Genomic DNA, 18494 nt, shown 5'->3' with positions numbered 1-18494 from the left:
GGTCTAGACGGAAAACACGGGCCCTCACCAGGCGCTGACGCACCAGGCCACGACGGCGACCGTCCCGACCGACGCGAGCACCCGGGCGAACCACGGGTGGTCGCGCGCGAGCAGGAGGACCACCAGCACGAAGAACGGGGCGAGGGAGATCGAGTAGCGGGAGACGACCGGGTAGTCGATGCCCACGTTGATCGCGTTGAGCAGGCGCAGCAGCGGCGGGTAGGCCAGCAGGCCCAGCAGCGCCGACACGGCGGCCAGCTGGAGGACGCGTACGGGCTCCCGGTCGGGCTTCCCGTCTGGCCCGGCCACTGCGGGGGGTCGCGGTGGGTCGAGCCGGCGCAGGACCCCCGTCGCCGCGGCGATCAGGCCGCCGGCGACCATCGCGGTGACGAGCAGGGGCATGCCGATCCCGGCCGCCCGGACGTAGGTGCGCACGGTCCCCAGCTCGGGGCGCACGAGGCTGCCGTCCTCGACCCACGGCAGGTGGGAGGCGAAGATCTCCGCCCAGACGCCGAGCGCGACCTGGTCCCAGCCGGCGCGGGCGTACGGGGCGTACAGGGTGGCGTCGTCGATCGTCGCGCGCGCGTCGATGACGGCGCCGAAGGCGAGGATGGGGACGACGAGCAGCCCGGCGAGCACCGCGGCGTGCCACCAGCGGGGGTCCCACGGCGTGTTGAGCCGCCGGCCGCGCAGCCGGAGCACGAGGCCGAGCAGGACCGCGACGAGCAGCACCCCGGCGGGCAACGACGCCGTGACCGCGACGGCGGCGCTGACCGCGGTGGCGGCCGCGACCCAGCCGAACCCCCTCCCGGTGAGCAGCCAGCGGAGGCCGGCGCCGGCGACCAGCGCCCCGCACACCACGGCTGCGGACATCGGGTTGACCATCGTGGAGTAGACGAGCACCGACGGGGCTGCGACGGGGATGAACGCGGCCGCCACCTGCCCCGCGGGCCCCAGTCCCAGGCGCCTGGCGACGTACGCGCAGAGCGCCATGCCGAGGACGGCGACGACGGCGGCGAACCGGCGGTAGGTGTCGATCTCCCACCCGGCTTCGCCGGCGACCGCGTCGTGGGCACGGCGGAAGCCCTCGCCGGCCACGAAATAGGTCGGGTAGTGGATGTATCCCGTGGTGCGCGAGCCGGTGGGCTGCGGCAGGCGGCGCGGCACGGCCTTCGCGGAGCCGCACGTGGCCTGCCACGCGATGGTCTGGTGCCCCGAGTAGCAGGTCCACGTGTCGACGAGCGGCTGGCCGACGTCGGCCCCGCGGTAGGGGTAGGTGCCCCGGTGCACCTTGAAGGCCGTGTCGGCGTGGGCGATCTCGTCGACGGGGGAGAGCGGCTTGCCCTCCCCGGCCAGGCGCCAGGTCGTCACCAGGGTGAGGAGCAGGCCGGCGACGAGCACGCCGACGCCGAACCAGGACGCGGCACGGCTGCGGAGGGAGGGCTCGCGGGTCACGGGCCTCACCAGGTCGCCAGTCCGAGACCGAGGCAGGTGGCGGTCGCGAGGACGGCGAGGCCCCGCGTGAGGAGCGGCCGGTCCTGCACCGCGACCAGCACGAGCCACGCGAGCAGCGGCGCGAAGCCGATCGAGTAGCGGGCCACGACGGGGAAGTCGAAGCCGACGTTGAGGGCGTTGCTGGTGCGCAGCAGGACCGGGTAGACGAGGACGCCCGCGAGCGTGCAGGCGGTGAGCAGCTGCATGGGCTGCAGGACGCGCGGTTCCTCCGCCCGGGTGGCGGCCACCCGCTTGACCACGCGCACGGACGCGACCGCCAGGACGGCGAAGACGGCGATGGTCACCCACAGGGGCAGGCCGTTGACGCTCGCCCGCAGGAAGCGCTGGACCAGCAGTCCGTCCTCGCCGATGCCGAGGGAGCCGGTGACGTACCACGGGCTGTGGATGCTGAACAGCTCCTCCAGGGCTCCGGACGCCACGGTCCGCCAGGAGTCGAGCGCCACGAACGAGTAGAGCTCGGCGTTGGAGATGGTCGCGCGCGACGAGATCCACCGTCCGTAGGCGAGGACGGGCGCCACGACGACGAGCGTGAGCACACCGAGCTGCCACCACCGCGGACGCCAGTCGCCGGCCACGCTCCACCCGGCGCGCTGCAGCAGCAGCGCGACGATGATCGCGAGCATGAACGCTCCGGCCGGCAGCGTGTGGGTCACCGCCACCGCGGACGCGAGCACCGTCGCTGCCGCGAGCCACCAGAACCCCCGGCCCGTGCGCATCCAGCGGATGCCGGCCCAGCCGATGAGGGCGCCCGCCAGGACCGCGGCGGCCTGCGGGTTGGCGATCGTGCCGTAGAGGAGGATGCCGGCCGAGGCCGACGGCAGCAGCGTCCCGGCGACGAGACCGGCGCCGCGCAGGCCCAGCGCCCACGCGGCGGCGAGGCAGGCCAGCAGTCCGGCGACCGTCACGAGCGCCGCGTAGCGCCGGTAGGTGTCGACCCAGGAGTCCGGGTCCGCCACGGACTCCTCGACGGCCCGGTAGGCCTCGCCGACGACGAAGTAGGTCGGGTAGTGGATGTAGCCGGTCGTGTGGACGCCCGACGGCAGGGAGACCGGGCCGAGGTCGGGGTGGTCGCACGGCGCCATCGCGGCCCCGGCCTCGTGGCCGACGCCGCACGCCCACTCGCGCACCAGGTCCATGGTCATGAGCGACCCGCGGTGCGGGTACTCGCCGTCGTGGACCCGGACGTGGGTGTCGAGGTGCACGTGCTCGTCGATCGCGCTCATCGGCATGCCCTCGCCGGCCCGCACGAAGAGGCCGATGGCCAGCGCACCCAGCACCAGCGCGAGCAGCACGGTCGCCCGCCTGCTCCCGCGGTCCGGCCGCGTCCGGGCGTGGCTCGTCGTCCTGCGCACTGCGCCCCCGCTCCTGTCGTGCGTACGTGTCCTGCGTGTGTGTACGACGCCGCGGCGTCGCCGGTCCTGCCCGGCCCGCAGGCTAACCCGTCCGACGACTACCCTTGACGCCCGTGCCCCAGCAGCAGCCCGAGCAGCAGGCCCCGCCCGTCCAGCGCCTGCGTGTGCGCTACGCCAAGCGCGGTCGGCTCCGCTTCACCAGCCACCGTGACTTCAGCCGGGCCTTCGAGCGCGCCGTCTTCCGCGCGCGCATCCCGATGGCGTACTCCTCGGGCTTCAACCCCCACCCCCGCATCTCCTACGCCGGCGCCGCGCCGACGGGCTCGGCGAGCGAGGCGGAGTACCTCGAGCTGGCGCTCGCCGAGGTCGTCGTCCCGGCCGAGGTCCACGCGATGCTCGACGAGGCGCTGCCGCCCGGTCTCGACGTGCTCGAGGTCGTCGAGTCCCCGGGCGGGTCGCTGGCCGACCTCCTCGAGGGCAGCCGGTGGCGCATCGACCTCGCGGCCGACCGCGGCGCCACGACCGACGCCGTCGCGCGTTTCCTCGCCGCCGACGAGGCGCTGGTGGAGCGGATGACGAAGAAGGGCCTGCGCGAGTTCGACGCCCGCGGCGCGGTCGTGTCGCTGGTGGTCCTCCCCGAGGACGCGGTGGCCGGAGGGCGTACGTCTCTCGACGTGGTGCTGCGGCACGGGACCCCGGCCGTACGCCCCGACGACGTGCTTCGCGGCCTCGAGGCCGTCGCGGGACTGCCGGCCGGCGAGGCGCCGCTCATGACCCGTACGGCCCAGGGCCCGCTCAGCGCCTCGGGCGAGGTGGGCGACCCGCTGGCGACTCGCGCATAGGGCCGGCGCTGCGGCGGTGTGCGATACTCGCCACGTTCGACGCCCCGGCTCCCGCCGGGATCCCGTCGAGCCGACGACGTTCTCGCCGGCCACGCCAGTGTCCGGCACCCCGGGTGGGTGGACGTCACCGGACCGCGACGCGGCCACATGAGTCGGTGACAGCGACTCGACGGTGGCCCGGCGACCGCGGCAGGTGACGGATCAGCTGCTCGGAGACGCACACGCGGAGGGTGTCGCCGCCACAGAAGCTTTGCGTCCCCGGGATCGTCACTCGAGAGCGGTGGACGCCGTATCGGCACCGCCACGGTGCCCGAGGAGCACCACATGCTCAGTGAAGACCAGACCGACGACCAGCCCGAGCGCAGCGAGTCGGGGGCAGACACCTCGGCGGCACTCCCGGAGGCGCCCGCCGCTCCCGTCGTGACCCGACGTACGCGCAAGGCCCCCGCGAAGAAGGCGGCCGCCGCGCCGGAGGCGCCCGCTGACGCTGCCGATGTGACCGAGTCGGGAGCCGGCGAGCCGGTCGCACCCGCGAAGAAGGCGCCCGCGAAGAAGGCCGCGGCCAGGAAGGCCGCCCCGCGCGGGTCCGCCGCCAAGAAGGCCGCCGCTGCGTCCGGGACCGACGCCACGCCCGCGTCTGACACCACGCCGACCGCCGACGCCACGGCCGATGCTCCCGTCGAGCCTGCCGCCCCGGCGAAGAAGGCCGCCGCGCGCAAGACCGCCGCGAGGAAGGCCCCGGCGAAGAAGACCGCTGCCAAGGCGACCGCCGAGCAGGCCGTCGAGGACTCCGCCGCTGACGCCACCGCTGACGCCACCGCTGATGCCACCGCTGACGCCGCAGCCCACGCCGTGCTGTTCCAGGCCCCGGTCGTGACCACGACGACCCGCCGGACCCGCAAGAAGCCGACGCCGGTGCCGGTCGAGACGGCGCCGGCTGAGGACGAGGCGGCAGCGCCCGAGTCGGCTGCGCCCGAGTCGGCTGCGCCCGAGTCGGCTGCGGTGGACGTGGCCGGTGACGAGGTCGTTCCGGCCACGACCGCGAGGACGAGGGGCGGCGCGAGCAAGAAGGCCGCCGCCAAGAAGACCGCAGGCAAGAGGGCTGCCGCCAAGAAGGCCGGTGGCCGCGGAGCAGCAGCGCCGGACGACGACGCCGTGGCGGCCGAGGGGCTCGCCGAGGACGAGGTCACCGAGGAGACCGCCGAGACCGCCGAGCAGTCCGCCGAGCAGTCCGCCGAGGAGACCGCCGCAGCGGACGCCGGCGAGACGGGCGCCGACGCCGAGACCGACACCGAGACCGACGCCGACTCCGAGCCGGAGGACGACACCGACGGCGAGGGTGGCCCCGCGAGGCGTCGCCGTCGTCGCGGCGGCCGGCGTCGCCGCAAGGGGTCGGAGTCCGGCGCCGACGGTTCCGAGCAGGGCGCGGAGAGCGCCCCGTCCGACTCCGGGGAGGAGTCCGAGGCCGAGGGTGATTCCGGCACGCCCGACGGCAGCTCCTCCGAAGGGAACGGCGAGGCCAACGGCGAAGGGACCTCCCGGCGTCGTCGGCGCCGCCGGCGTGCGGGCGAGGAGAGCTCGTCCGACGCCGACGACCCCAACACCGTGACCCGCGTGCGCAAGGGGCGCTCCGCGGAGGACCAGATCACCTCGGTCCAGGGGTCCACGCGCCTCGAGGCGAAGAAGCAGCGGCGCCGCGAGGGCCGCGAGGCCGGTCGCCGCCGCGCGCCGATCGTGAGCGAGGCCGAGTTCCTGGCCCGCCGCGAGTCCGTCGAGCGGGTCATGGTGATCCGCCAGCGCGAGGACCTGATCCAGATCGGCGTGCTCGAGGACAAGGTGCTCGTCGAGCACTACGTCGCCCGCGAGTCGCAGACCTCGCTCATCGGCAACGTCTACCTCGGCCGCGTCCAGAACGTGCTGCCGTCCATGGAGGCGGCGTTCATCGACATCGGCAAGGGCCGCAACGCCGTGCTCTACGCGGGTGAGGTCAACTGGCAGTCGCTGGGCCACAAGGAGGGCCAGCCCCGCAAGATCGAGTCGGTGCTGTCGAGCGGCCAGATGATCCTGGTGCAGGTCACCAAGGACCCCGTCGGGCACAAGGGCGCCCGCCTCACCAGCCAGGTCAGCCTCGCCGGTCGGTTCCTGGTCTACGTCCCGGACGGCACCACCTCCGGCATCTCCCGCAAGCTGCCCGACACCGAGCGCAGCCGACTCAAGGCCCTCCTCAAGGAGATCGTCCCCGACACCGCCGGCGTCATCGTCCGTACGGCCGCCGAGGGTGCCAGCGAGGAGGAGCTGACGCGCGACGTCGAGCGGCTCAAGGCACGCTGGGAGGACATCGAGAAGAAGGCCACCAACAAGGGCTCCGGCCCGCAGCTGCTCTACGGGGAGCCGGACCTCACCCTCAAGGTGGTCCGCGACCTCTTCACCGAGGACTTCTCCAAGCTCGTCATCGAGGGTGACGACGCCTGGGACACCGTCCACGGCTACGTGGAGTCCGTGGCGCCCGACCTCGTCGAGCGCGTCGAGAAGTTCGAGCGCGGCGCGACCGGCGGCGACGTCTTCGCGACGTACCGGATCGACGAGCAGATCCAGAAGGGCCTCGACCGCAAGGTCTGGCTGCCCTCGGGTGGCTCTCTCATCATCGACCGCACCGAGGCGATGACCGTCGTCGACGTCAACACCGGCAAGTTCACCGGCTCGGGCGGCAACCTGGAGGAGACGGTCACCAAGAACAACCTCGAGGCGGCCGAGGAGATCGTGCGCCAGCTCCGGCTGCGCGACATCGGCGGCATCATCGTCGTCGACTTCATCGACATGGTCCTCGAGTCCAACCGCGACCTCGTCGTGCGACGCCTCGTCGAGTGCCTCGGCCGCGACCGCACCCGCCACCAGGTCGCCGAGGTCACCTCGCTCGGCCTGGTGCAGATGACGCGCAAGCGCATCGGCACGGGCCTGGTCGAGGCGTTCAGCGAGAACTGCGAGCACTGCCACGGTCGCGGCGTCGTGATCAAGGACCAGCCGGTCGACCCCAACGCCAAGTCCTCCGACGACGGGGGAGAGGGCCGGCGCGGCAGCCGCCGGCGCGGCCGCCGCGGCTCGTCCGGCGACGACGCCGGCAGCTCCAACGACGGCAGCGCGAGCGGCAACGGCGGCGCCAACGGGATGGCCCCCGAGCCCCACCACGCTCCGTCACCGAAGGACGTGGCCGCCATGGCGCGCCACGAGAAGCCGGCCGACGAGCCGGCCGACGAGCCGACCGACGAGCCGACCGACGAGCCGACGGTCAGCGAGGGTGCTCCCGAGCCGGAGCCGCCCGTGGTGGAGGCTCCCGCTGAGGACGCTCCCGCTGAGGAGGCTCCCGTCGAGGAGGCTCCCGTCGAGGAGGCTCCCGTCGAGGAGGCTCCCGTCGTGGAGGTCCCCGCCGTGGAGGCTGCTGAGAAGGCTCCTGCCGAGCCCGAGAAGCCGCGGGTCGTGACGCGTACGCGCCGTCGCTCCGCCAGCCGCCCGGCCGGCCCGCCCGCCGGTGTCGGCACCGTGCCCGACTCGGGCCTGGTCGAGCCGGGGACCGCCGCAGTCGAGCAGGAGGCGGAGCCGTCGGGCGAGCCCGCATCGGAGCCTGCTTCCGAGGCGCCGGTCGTCGAGCACGTCCCGATCAAGAAGAGGGGCTCGCGCAAGCGTTGAGGACCAGACCCGGGGTGGCCGACCTCGTTTTGCCCGGTCGGCACCCGATCCCGTAGTCTTGACCCTCGGTGTTCGACGCACCGATTCTGCGCGCCCGCCACGCGGCGTAGTCGCCCCACCAGGCGGTGTCGTGCGCAGTCCCGCAAGTTTTCTACCTGAAGTCCGTATCGAGGAGAGTGACTCGCCGTGTACGCAGTCGTGCGCAGTGGCAGCAAGCAGCAGAAGGTTGCCGTGGGCGACGTCATCGAGATCGACGCGATGGCCGCCGCCGGCGACACCCTCACCCTTCCCGTGGTGATGGTGGTCGACGGTGACAAGGTGACCGCGACCGGCCTCGACAAGGCGAGCGTGACCGTCGAGGTCACCGGCCGCACCAAGGGCCCGAAGATCATCATCCAGAAGTACAAGAACAAGACCGGCTACAAGAAGCGCCAGGGTCACCGCCAGAAGTACACCCAGGTCAAGGTCACCGACATCTCCCTCTGAGCGCTCCGCTCGAGGTCGACCAAGTCTCTTCAGAAGGACTGAACAATGGCTCACAAGAAGGGTGCCGCGAGCACCAAGAACGGTCGTGACTCCAACGCGCAGCGCCTCGGCGTGAAGCGCTTCGGCGGCCAGGTCGTCGGCGCCGGCGAGATCATCGTCCGCCAGCGTGGCACGCACTTCCACCCGGGCACCGGCGTGGGTCGCGGCGGCGACGACACCCTGTTCGCCCTGCAGGCCGGCGCCGTCGAGTTCGGCACCCGCCGTGGCCGCAAGGTCGTCAACATCGTCCCCGGCGAGTGACGACGCGACACCGAGCACTTCTGCACTGAGCTCTATTGCGAGGGGCGTCCCTGTCTGGGGGCGCCCTTCGTGCTTTCACCCACCGATGCAAGGAATCTGATGGCCATCCCCACGTTCGTCGACCAGGTCACGCTGCACCTCGCGGCCGGACGAGGTGGCAACGGCGTGGCCTCCGTCAAGCGGGAGAAGTTCAAGCCGCTCGGCGGGCCCGACGGCGGCAACGGCGGCCACGGCGGGTCGATCATCCTGCAGGTCGACACCAGCGTGACGACCCTCGTCGACTACCACCACAGCCCCAAGCGGCGTGCCGACAACGGCGGGCAGGGGGCCGGTGACCACAAGAACGGCGCCAACGGCAAGGACCTCGTCCTGGCGGTCCCCGACGGCACCCTCGTCAAGGACGCCGACGGCAACGTGCTCGCCGACCTCGTCGGCCACGGCACCACGATGGTCATCGCCCAGGGTGGGCGGGGCGGGCTCGGCAACGCCGCCCTCGCCTCGTCCAAGCGCAAGGCTCCCGGCTTCGCGCTGCTGGGCGAGCCGGGCGACGAGCTGGTCGTACGCCTCGAGCTGAAGGTCGTCGCCGACATCGGCCTGGTCGGCTTCCCCAGCGCCGGCAAGTCCTCGCTGATCGCCGCGATCTCGCGGGCCCGTCCCAAGATCGCCGACTACCCGTTCACCACCCTGATCCCCAACCTCGGCGTGGTCACCGCGGGCGAGACGACCTTCGTGGTCGCCGACGTGCCCGGCCTGATCGAGGGCGCCGCGGAGGGACGCGGCCTCGGGCACGACTTCCTGCGCCACATCGAGCGCTGCGCGGCGCTGGTCCACGTCATCGACACGGCGTCCATCGAGCCCGGTCGCAACCCGCTCGACGACCTGGAGGTCATCGAGGGCGAGCTCGCCCGCTACGGCGGCCTGGAGGACCGGCCCCGGCTGGTCGCCCTCAACAAGGTCGACGTGCCGGACGGCCAGGAGATCGCCGACATGGTGGTCGAGGAGCTGCGCGACCGCGGGCTGCAGGTCTTCGAGGTCAGCGCCGCGTCCGGTGCCGGACTGCGCGAGCTCACCTTCGCCATGGCCGAGATCGTCGTGGCGTCCCGCGAGGTCGCGCCGGCCACCGAGGCAGAGCGGATCGTGCTGCGCCCGAAGGCGGTCGACGGCGGGGACGACTTCGAGGTCGTCGCCACCGAGGACCCTTCGGCAGGCTCAGGACAGCGCGGCTGGCGGGTGCGCGGCACCAAGCCCGAGCGCTGGGTGCGCCAGACCGACTTCAGCAACGAGGAGGCAGTGGGCTTCCTCGCCGACCGCCTCAACCGGCTCGGTGTCGAGATCAAGCTCGCCCAGATGGGCGCCCAGGAGGGCGACGCCGTCATCATCGGTCCCGAGAACAACTCGGTCGTCTTCGACTTCAAGCCCAGCATCGAGGCCGGCGCCGAGATGCTGGGTCGCCGCGGCGAGGACGAGCGGCTCCGGGAGAACCGGCCGGCCCGTGACCGGCGCCGCGACATCGCCGAGGCGATGGAGACCAAGAGCGAGGAGGAGGCCCGCGCCGACGTCGCCCGCCGCCTCGACGAGGAGCGCCGCAAGAAGGGCCCCAACCGCAGCTCCGGCAGCTCCGGCGTCGGGCCGATGTCCTACGAGATCGGCACCAAGGACGACCCCGACTGGGACGGCAGTGACGACTGACCGCTCGGCCCTGGTGGCGGCCGCACGACGCGTCGTGGTCAAGGTCGGCTCGTCCTCGCTGACCACGGCCGCCGGCGGCATCGACCCCGCGCGCGTGCGCCAGCTCGTCGAGGTCCTGGCAGCCGCTCGCGACGGAGGGTCCGAGGTCGTCCTCGTGTCGTCCGGGGCCATCGCCGCCGGACTGGCGCCGCTCGGGCTCACCGCCCGACCGCGCGGCCTCGCCGCCCAGCAGGCGGCGGCGTCCGTGGGGCAGGGGCTGCTCGCGCACCGCTACCAGGAGGAGTTCGCCCGGCACGGCATCGTCACCGGGCAGGTGCTGCTCACCCTCGACGACGTCACCCGGCGGGCCCACTACCGCAACGCCCACCAGACCTTCGCCAAGCTGCTCGAGCTCGGGGTCGTGCCGATCGTCAACGAGAACGACACCGTCGCGACCTCAGAGATCCGCTTCGGCGACAACGACCGCCTCGCCGCCCTCGTCGCGCACCTCGTGCACGCCGACCTGCTCGTGCTGCTCTCCGACGTCGACGGCCTCTACGACGGACCGCCGTCGCGGCCCGGTTCGAGCCTCGTCGCGCTCGTCCGCTCCGAGGAGGACCTCGCGTCGGTGACCATCGGGTCCGCCGGCGCCGCCGGCGTCGGCACCGGCGGCATGACGACGAAGGTCGAGGCCGCCCGCATCGCGACCGGCGCCGGCATCGACGTGGTGCTGACGTCTGCGGAGCAGGCCGCGGCCGCGCTGGCCGGTGCGGAGGTCGGGACGCTGTTCGAGGCGACCGGCAAGCGCCGCCCGACGCGGCTGCTGTGGCTGGCCCACGCGACCTCGGGGCAGGGCACGCTGACGCTGGACGCCGGAGCCGTACGGGCCGTGGTCGAGCGCCGGGCCTCGCTGCTCGCCGCGGGGGTGACCGCCGTCGACGGCAGCTTCGTCGCCGGCGACGCCGTCGACCTCCTCGACCCGGCCGGCGTCGCGGTGGCGCGAGGGCTGGTGAACTTCGACGCCGACGAGCTGCCGGCGCTCCTCGGCCGCTCGACCCGGGAGCTCAAGGCGGCCCTCGGCGCGGCGTACGAGCGCGAGATCATCCACCGCGACGACCTGGTCCTGCTGTAGCGAGCCGGCTCAGTCCTCCGCGAGCACCGCGTCGAGCTCGTCCATCGTGCTGGTGAACGCGCCCGCCAGGTCGACGTCGTAGGCGTCGGCCAGGGTCAGGACGGACCACAGGCAGTCGGCGAGCTCGTGGGCGAGCGCCTCGTCGAGGTCCTCGCGGGGGCGGACTCCCGCCTTGCCCTGGACGAGCTTGGCGAGGTCGCCGACGTCGCCGAGGAAGCCGAGCATGATCTCCTCGGTCGTCCACGACCGGCCGTAGGCCGAGGCCTCGACCTCGGCGTACCTGGCACGCACGGTCCGGGCGCGGTCCTGCATCTGGTGGAAGTCCATGGCGAGATCCTGCCTCAGCCGAACGTGCGCGCGAGGCCGAGCCCGGCGGCCAGCCGGTCGGCGTACGGCCTGCGCTCCCCGGCCGACACCCACCGGGTGCTGCGGTGCTGCTCGTAGAGCCGGTCGTCGGCCCACCGCGGGAACACGTGGACGTGGAGGTGCCACACGTCCTGGTTGCCGGAGGGCTCGTTGTGCTGGCGCGTGGAGATCCCGTCGCAGCCGTAGGCCGCCCGCATCGCGACCGCGACGCGCCTGGTGAGGTCCCACACCGCGTGCCCCGAGTCGTCGGGGATGGCGTAGAGGTTCTCGTGGTGCCCGCGCGGGATCACCAGCGCGGCACCGTCGTTGGCCGGCCACCACTTCGGGGAGATGCGCGCATAGGCCAGGTCGGTGACCGCGACGACGTCCGTCGGTTGGTTGTGCTCGTCGTGGACCCCTTCCTGGAGGCGGCAGAAGGGGCAGTCGTATCCGAGGGGCTCGTGCACGCGGACACCCTGCCACGCGCGCCGCTAGCGTCAGGCCATGGACGTCGCACGGGAACCGTTGCACCGCAGCCCGGCCGAGATCGCGGAGGACGAGCGGTTCTTCCGGTGGTACGGCGACTGGGCACCGCTCGACCCCGCGGGCCTCACGGCCTTCATGGCCGGCTTCACCCGGCCGTGGTGGATCGTCGGCGGCTGGTCGATCGAGGCGTTCACCGGAGTGCCGCGCGAGCACGAGGACGTCGACCTCTCGGTCCTGGCCTGCGACCTCGACGCCTTCCGTGAGCACGTCGGCGAGGAGTGGAACCTCTGGAGCAACCACGGGGGCACGCTGCGCCCGTTCGACGACCGCCACCCCGAGGTGCTCGACGTGCACAGCCAGGTGTGGGTGCGGCGCAGCGCCGCCGACCCGTGGGTGATCGACCTGCCGATCACGCCGGACCGCGACGGCCTGTGGACGAGCAAGCGCGACCCCGACCACGTCGCCCCGCTCGACGACGTCACGTGGGTGTCCGAGGACGGGGTCCGCTACCTGCGACCTGAGATCACCCTGCTCTACAAGGCCGTGCTGCACCGCCCCAAGGACGACCGGGACCTGGCCGTGACGTGGCCGCTGCTCGGTGCGGAGCAGCAGGCCTGGCTGCGTGACGCCGTACGCCGGTTGTACCCGGGCCACGACTGGCTCGAGCGGATGACGTGAGTCAGGCAGACCGGGCCCAGGCGAGCGCGTCGGTCACGATCTCCTCCGTCGACATGCCGAGCTCCGCACGGACGCGGGCCTCGACGTCGGCGGGGAACGGGGCGCCCCTGTGGCGGAAGCTGTCCATCAGGTCCCAGAGAACGTCGTCGCCGCGCGTGCTGGCGAGGTAGTCGCAGGCGAGGTGGGCGAGCGCGTAGTTGAGCCGGGACCGACCTTGGTAGAAGTCGCGCCCCGTCGGCAGGCTCCGCGGTGCCATCGACCCGAGCTGCTGGGCGAGGCCACGGCGGCGCTGGTCGACGTCGTAGACCGCTGAGTAGGCGACGTAGTCCGCCACGCCCTCGCTCAACCAGCGCGGGCTGCCGTTGTCGGAGGACCCGAGCGCGACGTGCACGAGCTCGTGGCGGAAGAGGATGCCCCGCCACTCCTCGCCGTCGGTGTGGACGGGATTGACCGCGAAGCGGTGGGCCGCGACCTTCTTGCCTCCCGGCCGCGCCATGACCGGGAACGCGATACCGGCAGTCCGGTCGATCGACATCGAGCTCATCTTGTCGATGGCGTCGACGTCGCTGATGTCGTAGGCGACGACCCGCCCGGACCACGGGGGCACGAGCGGCTCGATGGCGTCGCGGGCCGCGACGATGGCGTCCTGCAGCTCGGCTGCCTCGTCCTTCGTCTCGTCGTCGAAGACGCCGAGCACGCCGTCGGACTCCTCGACGGTGATCGCGGCGACGTCCCACGGGGCGGGGAGCCAGCCGGTGAGCGCGTCGTTCTGGAGGTTGCGGTCGCTGGTGAGCAGCACCTCGTCCTCGTCGCCCACGAACGTGTAGATCAGCGGCTGGGTCACGGCGTGCTCGTCGTAGCCGTCGAGACGCATCGTGAAGTCGACCGGCAGTTGCAGGTCTCCCTCGCCGTGGACGCGCGTCATGACGCCCTCGTCGCCGAGCTCGAGGGACAGGTCGGTGGCCGGCAGCCGGGCGATGTTGTCCCACCACCGGGCCTGCGTCCGGGCGAACTCCTTCGCCGAGGGGTCGATGGTGGCCAGGAAGGCGTCACGGTCACCGTCGACCAGGGCCTGCTCGCGTGTCTCCACGAGCTCGAGCGCGGCGTCGCGGAGGGACTCGTCCATGCCCGCGGGCGGTCCGGAGCGCTCCGGCAGGCCGGGGTGGCTGGGCTCGTCCGGAGCGGGCGTACCGCCCTGGCAGGCGGCCGTCGGCAGCAGGAGGAGGCAGGCGAGCCAGGCCCGGGATGCGCGCACGGGGGAAGCCTAGGTGGTCAGCACGACACTCGGGCCGGGTTCGCGAGGGTCGCCCCGTAGGCTTGGCAGGTCATGAAGCAGCCGCTCGTCTACCTCGACCACGCCGCGACCACGCCCATGCTGCCGGTCGCGGTCGAGGCGATGACCCGGCAGCTCACGGGCGTCGGCAACGCCAGCTCGCTGCACGCCTCGGGCCGCGGCGCCCGTCGGGTGGTCGAGGAGTCGCGCGAGACGATCGCCGGCGTCATCGGCGCCCGTCCGGGGGACGTGGTCTTCACCTCTGGCGGCACCGAGTCCGACAACCTCGCCATCAAGGGCATCTTCTGGTCGAGACGTGCGGAGGACCCGCGGCGTACGCGCATCCTGTCGACCGCGATCGAGCACCACGCGGTGCTCGACCCGCTGCACTGGCTCGCGCAGAGCGACGGCGCCGACGTCGAGCTGCTCCCGGTCACGTCCGAGGGCGTGCTGGACGTCCGGTCGCTCCGCGACTCGGTGGAGCGGGACCCCGGCTCGGTCGCGCTGATCTCGGTGATGTGGGCCAACAACGAGGTCGGGTCGCTGCAGCCGATCGACGAGGTCGTCGCCCTCGCCGCCGAGCACGCGATCCCGGTGCACACCGACGCCGTGCAGGCGCTCGGCCAGGTGCCCGTCGACTTCGCCGCCTCCGGCGTGGACGCCCTCACCTTCACCGGCCACAAGGTCGGGGGCCCGTACGGCGTGGGCGCCCTCGTCGTACGCCGCGACGTGGCCGTGAGCGCCCTCGTGCACGGCGGCGGGCAGGAGCGCGACATCCGCAGCGGCACCCTCGACGTGCCGGCCATCGCCAGCCTCGCCGCCGCGGTCGAGGAGTCGGTCAAGCACCAGCACGAGCACGCCGTGCGCGTCGCCGCGCTGCGCGACGACCTCGTGCGCCGCGTCATCGAGGTCGTCCCCGACGCCCACCTCCACGGCACGCCGTCCGGTCCGCGGCGGCTGCCCGGCAACGCGCACATCGGCTTCCCCGGCTGCGAGGGCGACTCCCTGCTGATGCTGCTCGACGCCCGCGGCATCGAGTGCTCCACGGGCTCGGCCTGCTCCGCGGGTGTGCCCCAGCCCTCCCACGTCCTGCTCGCCATGGGCTGCGACGACGACCAGGCCCGCCACTCGCTGCGGTTTTCGCTCGGCCACACCACCACCCCCGGCGACGTCGACCGGCTCGTCGAGGCGATCGGTCCGGTCGTCGAGCGCGCCCGGGCCGCGCGGGCGCGCTGAGGTGGCGGCATGAAGGTCGTCGCCGCGATGTCCGGCGGGGTGGACTCCGCCGTCGCCGCCGCACGCGCCGTCGAGGCGGGTCACGAGGTGACCGGCGTGCACCTCGCGCTGAGCCGCAACCCGGCGTCCTACCGCTCCGGGGCACGCGGCTGCTGCACCATCGAGGACAGCAACGACGCGCGTCGCGCCGCCGACGTCATCGGCATCCCGTTCTACGTTTGGGACCTCTCCGACCGCTTCCACGAGGACGTGGTCGAGGACTTCATGGACGAGTACGCCGCCGGGCGCACGCCCAACCCGTGCCTGCGCTGCAACGAGAAGATCAAGTTCGCGGCGGTCCTCGACCGCGCGCTGGCGCTGGGCTTCGACGCCGTCGCGACGGGCCACTACGCCCAGCTGCGCACAGGGGCCGACGGCCTGATCGAGATGCACCGGGCGACCGACCACGCCAAGGACCAGTCCTACGTCCTCGGGGTGCTCGACCAGCAGCAGCTGCGCCACTCGCTGTTCCCGCTGGGCGACACCGACAAGCCGGCGGTGCGCCGCGAGGCCGAGGCCCGCGGGCTGCTGGTGGCCGACAAGCCCGACTCGCACGACATCTGCTTCGTCGCCGACGGCGACAACGCGGGCTGGCTGCGCGAGAAGCTCCCGGAGAGACTGGGGAGCGACCGGGCGCGACAGCTCGCGGGCGACATCGTCGACGTCACGACGGGGGAGACTGTCGGCAGCCACGCCGGCACCTACGGCTTCACGATCGGCCAGCGCCGCGGTCTCCGGCTCGGCGTCCCGGCCGCCGACGGCAAGCCGCGCTTCGTCCTCGACATCGAGCCGGTCAGCGGCACCGTCACCGTCGGTCCGCGCGAACGGCTCGCGGTCGACCACGTGTCGGGCATCCGGCCGCGCTGGTGCGGCACGGTGCCCGAGCGGGTTGAGGGCACCGTGCAGCTGCGCGCCCACGGTGCCGAGCACCGCGCGGTCGTGGAGGTCTCCGGCGACCGCGTCGAGATCGACCTGCTCGACCCCGCCGAAGGCATCGCGCCCGGTCAGGCGGCCGTGATCTACGACGGCACCCGCGTCGTCGGCTCGGCCACGATCTCGGCCACCCGCGCGGTGGTGCCCGCGTGAGCGCCGCGCGCACCCTGTCCACGCAGGTGGGCGAGCTCCTCGGGCCCCAGCACGCGACGTACGTCGTGGCTCTGGCGGCGCCGGCGGGCGAGGAGGTCGATGCGGTCGGTGCGGGGGAGGCCGGGGTGCACGCCGACGTCGAGCTGGGCTCGGTGAGCAAGGGCGTCACCGGGATGCTGTGGCGCGACGCGATCGCTCGCGGCGAGGTGGCCGAGGACGCGGTCCTCGGCGACCACCTGGAGCTCCCTGCGGCCCTCGGCGGCATCCGGCTGTCCGCCCTGGCCACCCACACCTCCGGCCTGCCCCGGCTCGCCGGCGGCGCCGACGTGCTGACCCGGACCTGGCAGCTGTGGCGCTCGGGCCGCAACCCCTATCGCGAGGACCTGCCGGGCCTCCTGTCGCGGCTGGAGGGCGTCACGCCCGGCAGGACCAACCCCTCCTACTCCAACCTCGGCTTCCAGCTGCTCGGGCACGCGGTGGCCGCCGCCGCGGCGACGCCGTACGCCGACCTGGTCTCGACGCGCATCGCCGGGCCCCTCGGGCTGGTCGACACCTACGTCCCCACCGGCGCCGACGAGCTGCGGCCGGGAGCGGTCGCTCCACGCAACCGCCGCGGACGCGTGGTCGAGCCGTGGGCCAACGTCGCGATCGCCCCCGCCGGGGGAGTGCGGTCCTCGGCGGCCGACCTGGCCGTGCTGCTGCGTGCCATGCTCGACCGCACGGTCCCGGGTGCCGAGGCGCTCGAGCCGGTCGCACCGTTCGCCGGGAAGATGCGCATCGGCGCCGGCTGGCTGACCGGTCCGCTGCTGCGCCGCACGGTCACGTGGCACAACGGCGGCACCGGCGGCTTCCGCTCGTTCGTCGGGATCGACCGTGACCACGGCGTCGGGGTGGCTCTGGTCAGCGCCTCCACCCGGTCCGTCGACGGAGCCGCCGCGCGCCTGCTGGCCGAGGCGGGTGATCGCACGTGAGCGCCGCGACCGGCGTGGGCTCGATGCCCGGCACGACCGAGGCGTCCTACGCCGAGGCGGTCCGGCTCGTCCTCGGCGAGCTTCCCGACCTGCCGCACGTGCCGGAGGTGCCGGGGCGTGGGGTCTGGGCGTCGATGACCGGACGCGGCCTCGCGGTGCTCGACGGGCTGGCAGCGGACCTGCAGCCGGCCGGCTGGCGGCTCACCGACGTCAGCGGCGTCGACCACCGCAGGGCACGGTCCCTGCTCGCCCAGGACCTCGACACGGTGGAGGAGCTGGCCCAGGACTACGCGGGTGCGTTCAAGACGCAGGTCGCCGGGCCGTGGACCCTGGCCGCCACGGTGGAGAAGCCCCGCGGCGACAAGCTCCTCAGCGACCACGGTGCCCGCCGGGAGCTGGCGCAGGCCCTGGCCGAGGGCGTACGGCTCCACCTCGCCGACCTGCAGCGCCGGCTCCGCGGGGTCGACCGCTGGATCGTCCAGGTCGACGAGCCCGCCCTCGCTGCGGTCGTCGACGGTCAGGTGCCCACCGCGAGCGGCTACGGCCGGCACCGCAGCGTCGACCTCCCCGAGGCCTCGGCCCACCTGGAGTGGGTGGTCACCGCGATCACCGAGGCCGGGGGAGAGGCGTGGGTGCACTCGTGCGCGCCCCGGACGCCGTGGTCGCTGATCGTCGACACCGGGGTCGCCGGGCTGTCGGCGGACCTGTCGATGCTCGGCCCGGAGGACCTCGACACCTTCGCGGAGGTGCTCGAGTCCGGGCGTACGGCGGCGCTCGGCATCGTGCCGTCGACCGACCCCGAAGCCGCGCCCACCGACGCCCGGCTGACCGAGCGGGTGCTGCGCTGGCTCGACATGCTCGGGCTCGACCCCGGCTCGGTGGGCGACTCACTGGTCATCACGCCGACCTGCGGGCTCGCGGGCGCGACGCCGGGCTGGAGTCGCGACGCACTCAGGCTCGGCTCTGCCGTCGCCGGCCACCTCTGACCAGTCGCCCCAGCGCGGCCCCAACGCGGGGAGATCGACCGCCCCGCTCGGCTGCATGCACCGCGCGACCGCCGAGGGCCCAAAGACTCTGGTGGGTCTGCCGGGCGCTGGCGATGCTCGGAGTGAGGGCTGTGGCCCACGGTGAGCCTGCCTGGGATGGAGTGAACCGAGATGACGACGAACGACCTGTCCACCTCTCGGCGGGGGAACCGCGGCGGACGACGGGCCGGTGCACGACGGCTCGGCACGTTGGTGGCCCTCTGCCTCGCGGCAGTCCTGGCCGCTGCCCTGGCCGTGGTCCCCGTGGGGCTGTCCGCGCAGGGGGTGCCGACCTGGGTGCCCGGCGTCAGTGACCTGTCGACCCCCGGCCAGGACGCCTCGTACGCGAGAGCGGCCGTCGACGCCAATGGGGCGG

General features: G+C 73.4%; 16 protein-coding genes. 11 read left to right on the top strand and 5 right to left on the bottom strand.

The window, feature by feature from the left end:
- Nucleotides 1-24: 24 nt before the first annotated feature.
- Together IEZ24_RS18715 and IEZ24_RS18710 are read right to left on the bottom strand one after the other, a co-directional pair.
- Nucleotides 25-1455: a glycosyltransferase family 39 protein gene (locus tag IEZ24_RS18715; RefSeq protein WP_129456563.1), complete on the bottom strand. Its 1431-nt coding sequence runs from the start codon at nucleotides 1453-1455 to the stop codon at nucleotides 25-27.
- Between the two features lie 5 nt (nucleotides 1456-1460).
- Nucleotides 1461-2867: an HPP family protein gene (locus IEZ24_RS18710; protein ID WP_129456564.1), complete on the bottom strand. Its 1407-nt coding sequence runs from the start codon at nucleotides 2865-2867 to the stop codon at nucleotides 1461-1463.
- 104 nt (nucleotides 2868-2971) lie between these two features.
- On the opposite strand from IEZ24_RS18710, the gene IEZ24_RS18705 reads away from it, so the two are divergent.
- The 6 genes from IEZ24_RS18705 (at nucleotide 2972) to proB (ending at nucleotide 10979) form a co-directional block, all read left to right on the top strand.
- Nucleotides 2972-3709: a TIGR03936 family radical SAM-associated protein gene (locus IEZ24_RS18705; protein WP_129456565.1), complete on the top strand. Its 738-nt coding sequence runs from the start codon at nucleotides 2972-2974 to the stop codon at nucleotides 3707-3709.
- A 324-nt stretch (nucleotides 3710-4033) separates the two neighbouring features.
- Nucleotides 4034-7393 carry an Rne/Rng family ribonuclease gene (locus tag IEZ24_RS18700; RefSeq protein WP_129456566.1) on the top strand — a complete coding sequence of 1120 codons (3360 nt, stop codon included), beginning with the start codon at nucleotides 4034-4036 and terminating at the stop codon, nucleotides 7391-7393.
- Nucleotides 7394-7579: 186 nt separating this feature from the next.
- Nucleotides 7580-7879, top strand: coding sequence for a 50S ribosomal protein L21 (gene rplU / locus IEZ24_RS18695; protein WP_056908626.1), 300 nt, complete (start codon nucleotides 7580-7582; stop codon nucleotides 7877-7879).
- Between the two features lie 45 nt (nucleotides 7880-7924).
- Nucleotides 7925-8179, top strand: coding sequence for a 50S ribosomal protein L27 (gene rpmA / locus IEZ24_RS18690; RefSeq protein WP_056602771.1), 255 nt, complete (start codon nucleotides 7925-7927; stop codon nucleotides 8177-8179).
- 99 nt (nucleotides 8180-8278) lie between these two features.
- A complete protein-coding gene (obgE, locus tag IEZ24_RS18685) occupies nucleotides 8279-9868 on the top strand; it encodes a GTPase ObgE (RefSeq protein WP_129456567.1) in 1590 nt (529 codons plus the stop codon).
- Nucleotides 9858-10979 carry a glutamate 5-kinase gene (gene proB, locus IEZ24_RS18680; protein WP_242498581.1) on the top strand — a complete coding sequence of 374 codons (1122 nt, stop codon included), beginning with the start codon at nucleotides 9858-9860 and terminating at the stop codon, nucleotides 10977-10979. The genes obgE and proB overlap by 11 nt, the downstream gene beginning before the upstream one ends.
- 9 nt (nucleotides 10980-10988) lie before the next feature.
- Here the strand turns inward: proB and IEZ24_RS18675 are convergent, their stop codons facing one another.
- Both IEZ24_RS18675 and IEZ24_RS18670 read right to left on the bottom strand, forming a co-directional pair.
- Nucleotides 10989-11306 carry a nucleoside triphosphate pyrophosphohydrolase family protein gene (locus IEZ24_RS18675; protein ID WP_207206911.1) on the bottom strand — a complete coding sequence of 106 codons (318 nt, stop codon included), beginning with the start codon at nucleotides 11304-11306 and terminating at the stop codon, nucleotides 10989-10991.
- A gap of 14 nt (nucleotides 11307-11320) precedes the next feature.
- Complete coding sequence (locus IEZ24_RS18670) at nucleotides 11321-11791, bottom strand: HIT family protein (protein ID WP_129456568.1); 471 nt, start codon at nucleotides 11789-11791, stop codon at nucleotides 11321-11323.
- 37 nt (nucleotides 11792-11828) lie between these two features.
- Here IEZ24_RS18670 and IEZ24_RS18665 point away from each other — a divergent pair, with 37 nt between their 5' ends.
- Nucleotides 11829-12488, top strand: coding sequence for a nucleotidyltransferase domain-containing protein (locus tag IEZ24_RS18665; RefSeq protein ID WP_129456569.1), 660 nt, complete (start codon nucleotides 11829-11831; stop codon nucleotides 12486-12488).
- A gap of 1 nt (nucleotide 12489) precedes the next feature.
- Here the strand turns inward: IEZ24_RS18665 and IEZ24_RS18660 are convergent, their stop codons facing one another.
- A complete protein-coding gene (locus tag IEZ24_RS18660; RefSeq protein WP_129456570.1) occupies nucleotides 12490-13743 on the bottom strand; it encodes a hypothetical protein in 1254 nt (417 codons plus the stop codon).
- A gap of 72 nt (nucleotides 13744-13815) precedes the next feature.
- Between IEZ24_RS18660 and IEZ24_RS18655 the strand changes: the two genes are divergently transcribed.
- From IEZ24_RS18655 to IEZ24_RS18640, 4 genes are read left to right on the top strand one after another with little or no spacing between them, the layout of a single operon-like run.
- The gene (locus tag IEZ24_RS18655; protein ID WP_129456571.1) at nucleotides 13816-14997 is read left to right on the top strand and encodes a cysteine desulfurase family protein; all 1182 of its coding nucleotides are present in this window, start codon (nucleotides 13816-13818) and stop codon (nucleotides 14995-14997) included.
- Nucleotides 14998-15006: 9 nt separating this feature from the next.
- A complete protein-coding gene (gene mnmA, locus IEZ24_RS18650; RefSeq protein WP_129456572.1) occupies nucleotides 15007-16122 on the top strand; it encodes a tRNA 2-thiouridine(34) synthase MnmA in 1116 nt (371 codons plus the stop codon).
- Nucleotides 16119-17093, top strand: a complete 975-nt coding sequence (locus IEZ24_RS18645; RefSeq protein WP_129456573.1) for a serine hydrolase domain-containing protein — start codon at nucleotides 16119-16121, stop codon at nucleotides 17091-17093. The genes mnmA and IEZ24_RS18645 overlap by 4 nt, the downstream gene beginning before the upstream one ends.
- Nucleotides 17090-18079, top strand: a complete 990-nt coding sequence (locus IEZ24_RS18640) for a methionine synthase (protein ID WP_242498582.1) — start codon at nucleotides 17090-17092, stop codon at nucleotides 18077-18079. The genes IEZ24_RS18645 and IEZ24_RS18640 overlap by 4 nt, the downstream gene beginning before the upstream one ends.
- Nucleotides 18080-18494: the final 415 nt, after the last annotated feature.

Source organism: Nocardioides ganghwensis (genome assembly GCF_014779655.1).
Lineage (GTDB): Bacteria > Actinomycetota > Actinomycetes > Propionibacteriales > Nocardioidaceae > Nocardioides > Nocardioides ganghwensis.
This window is presented reverse-complemented; position numbering and strand designations above follow the sequence as displayed.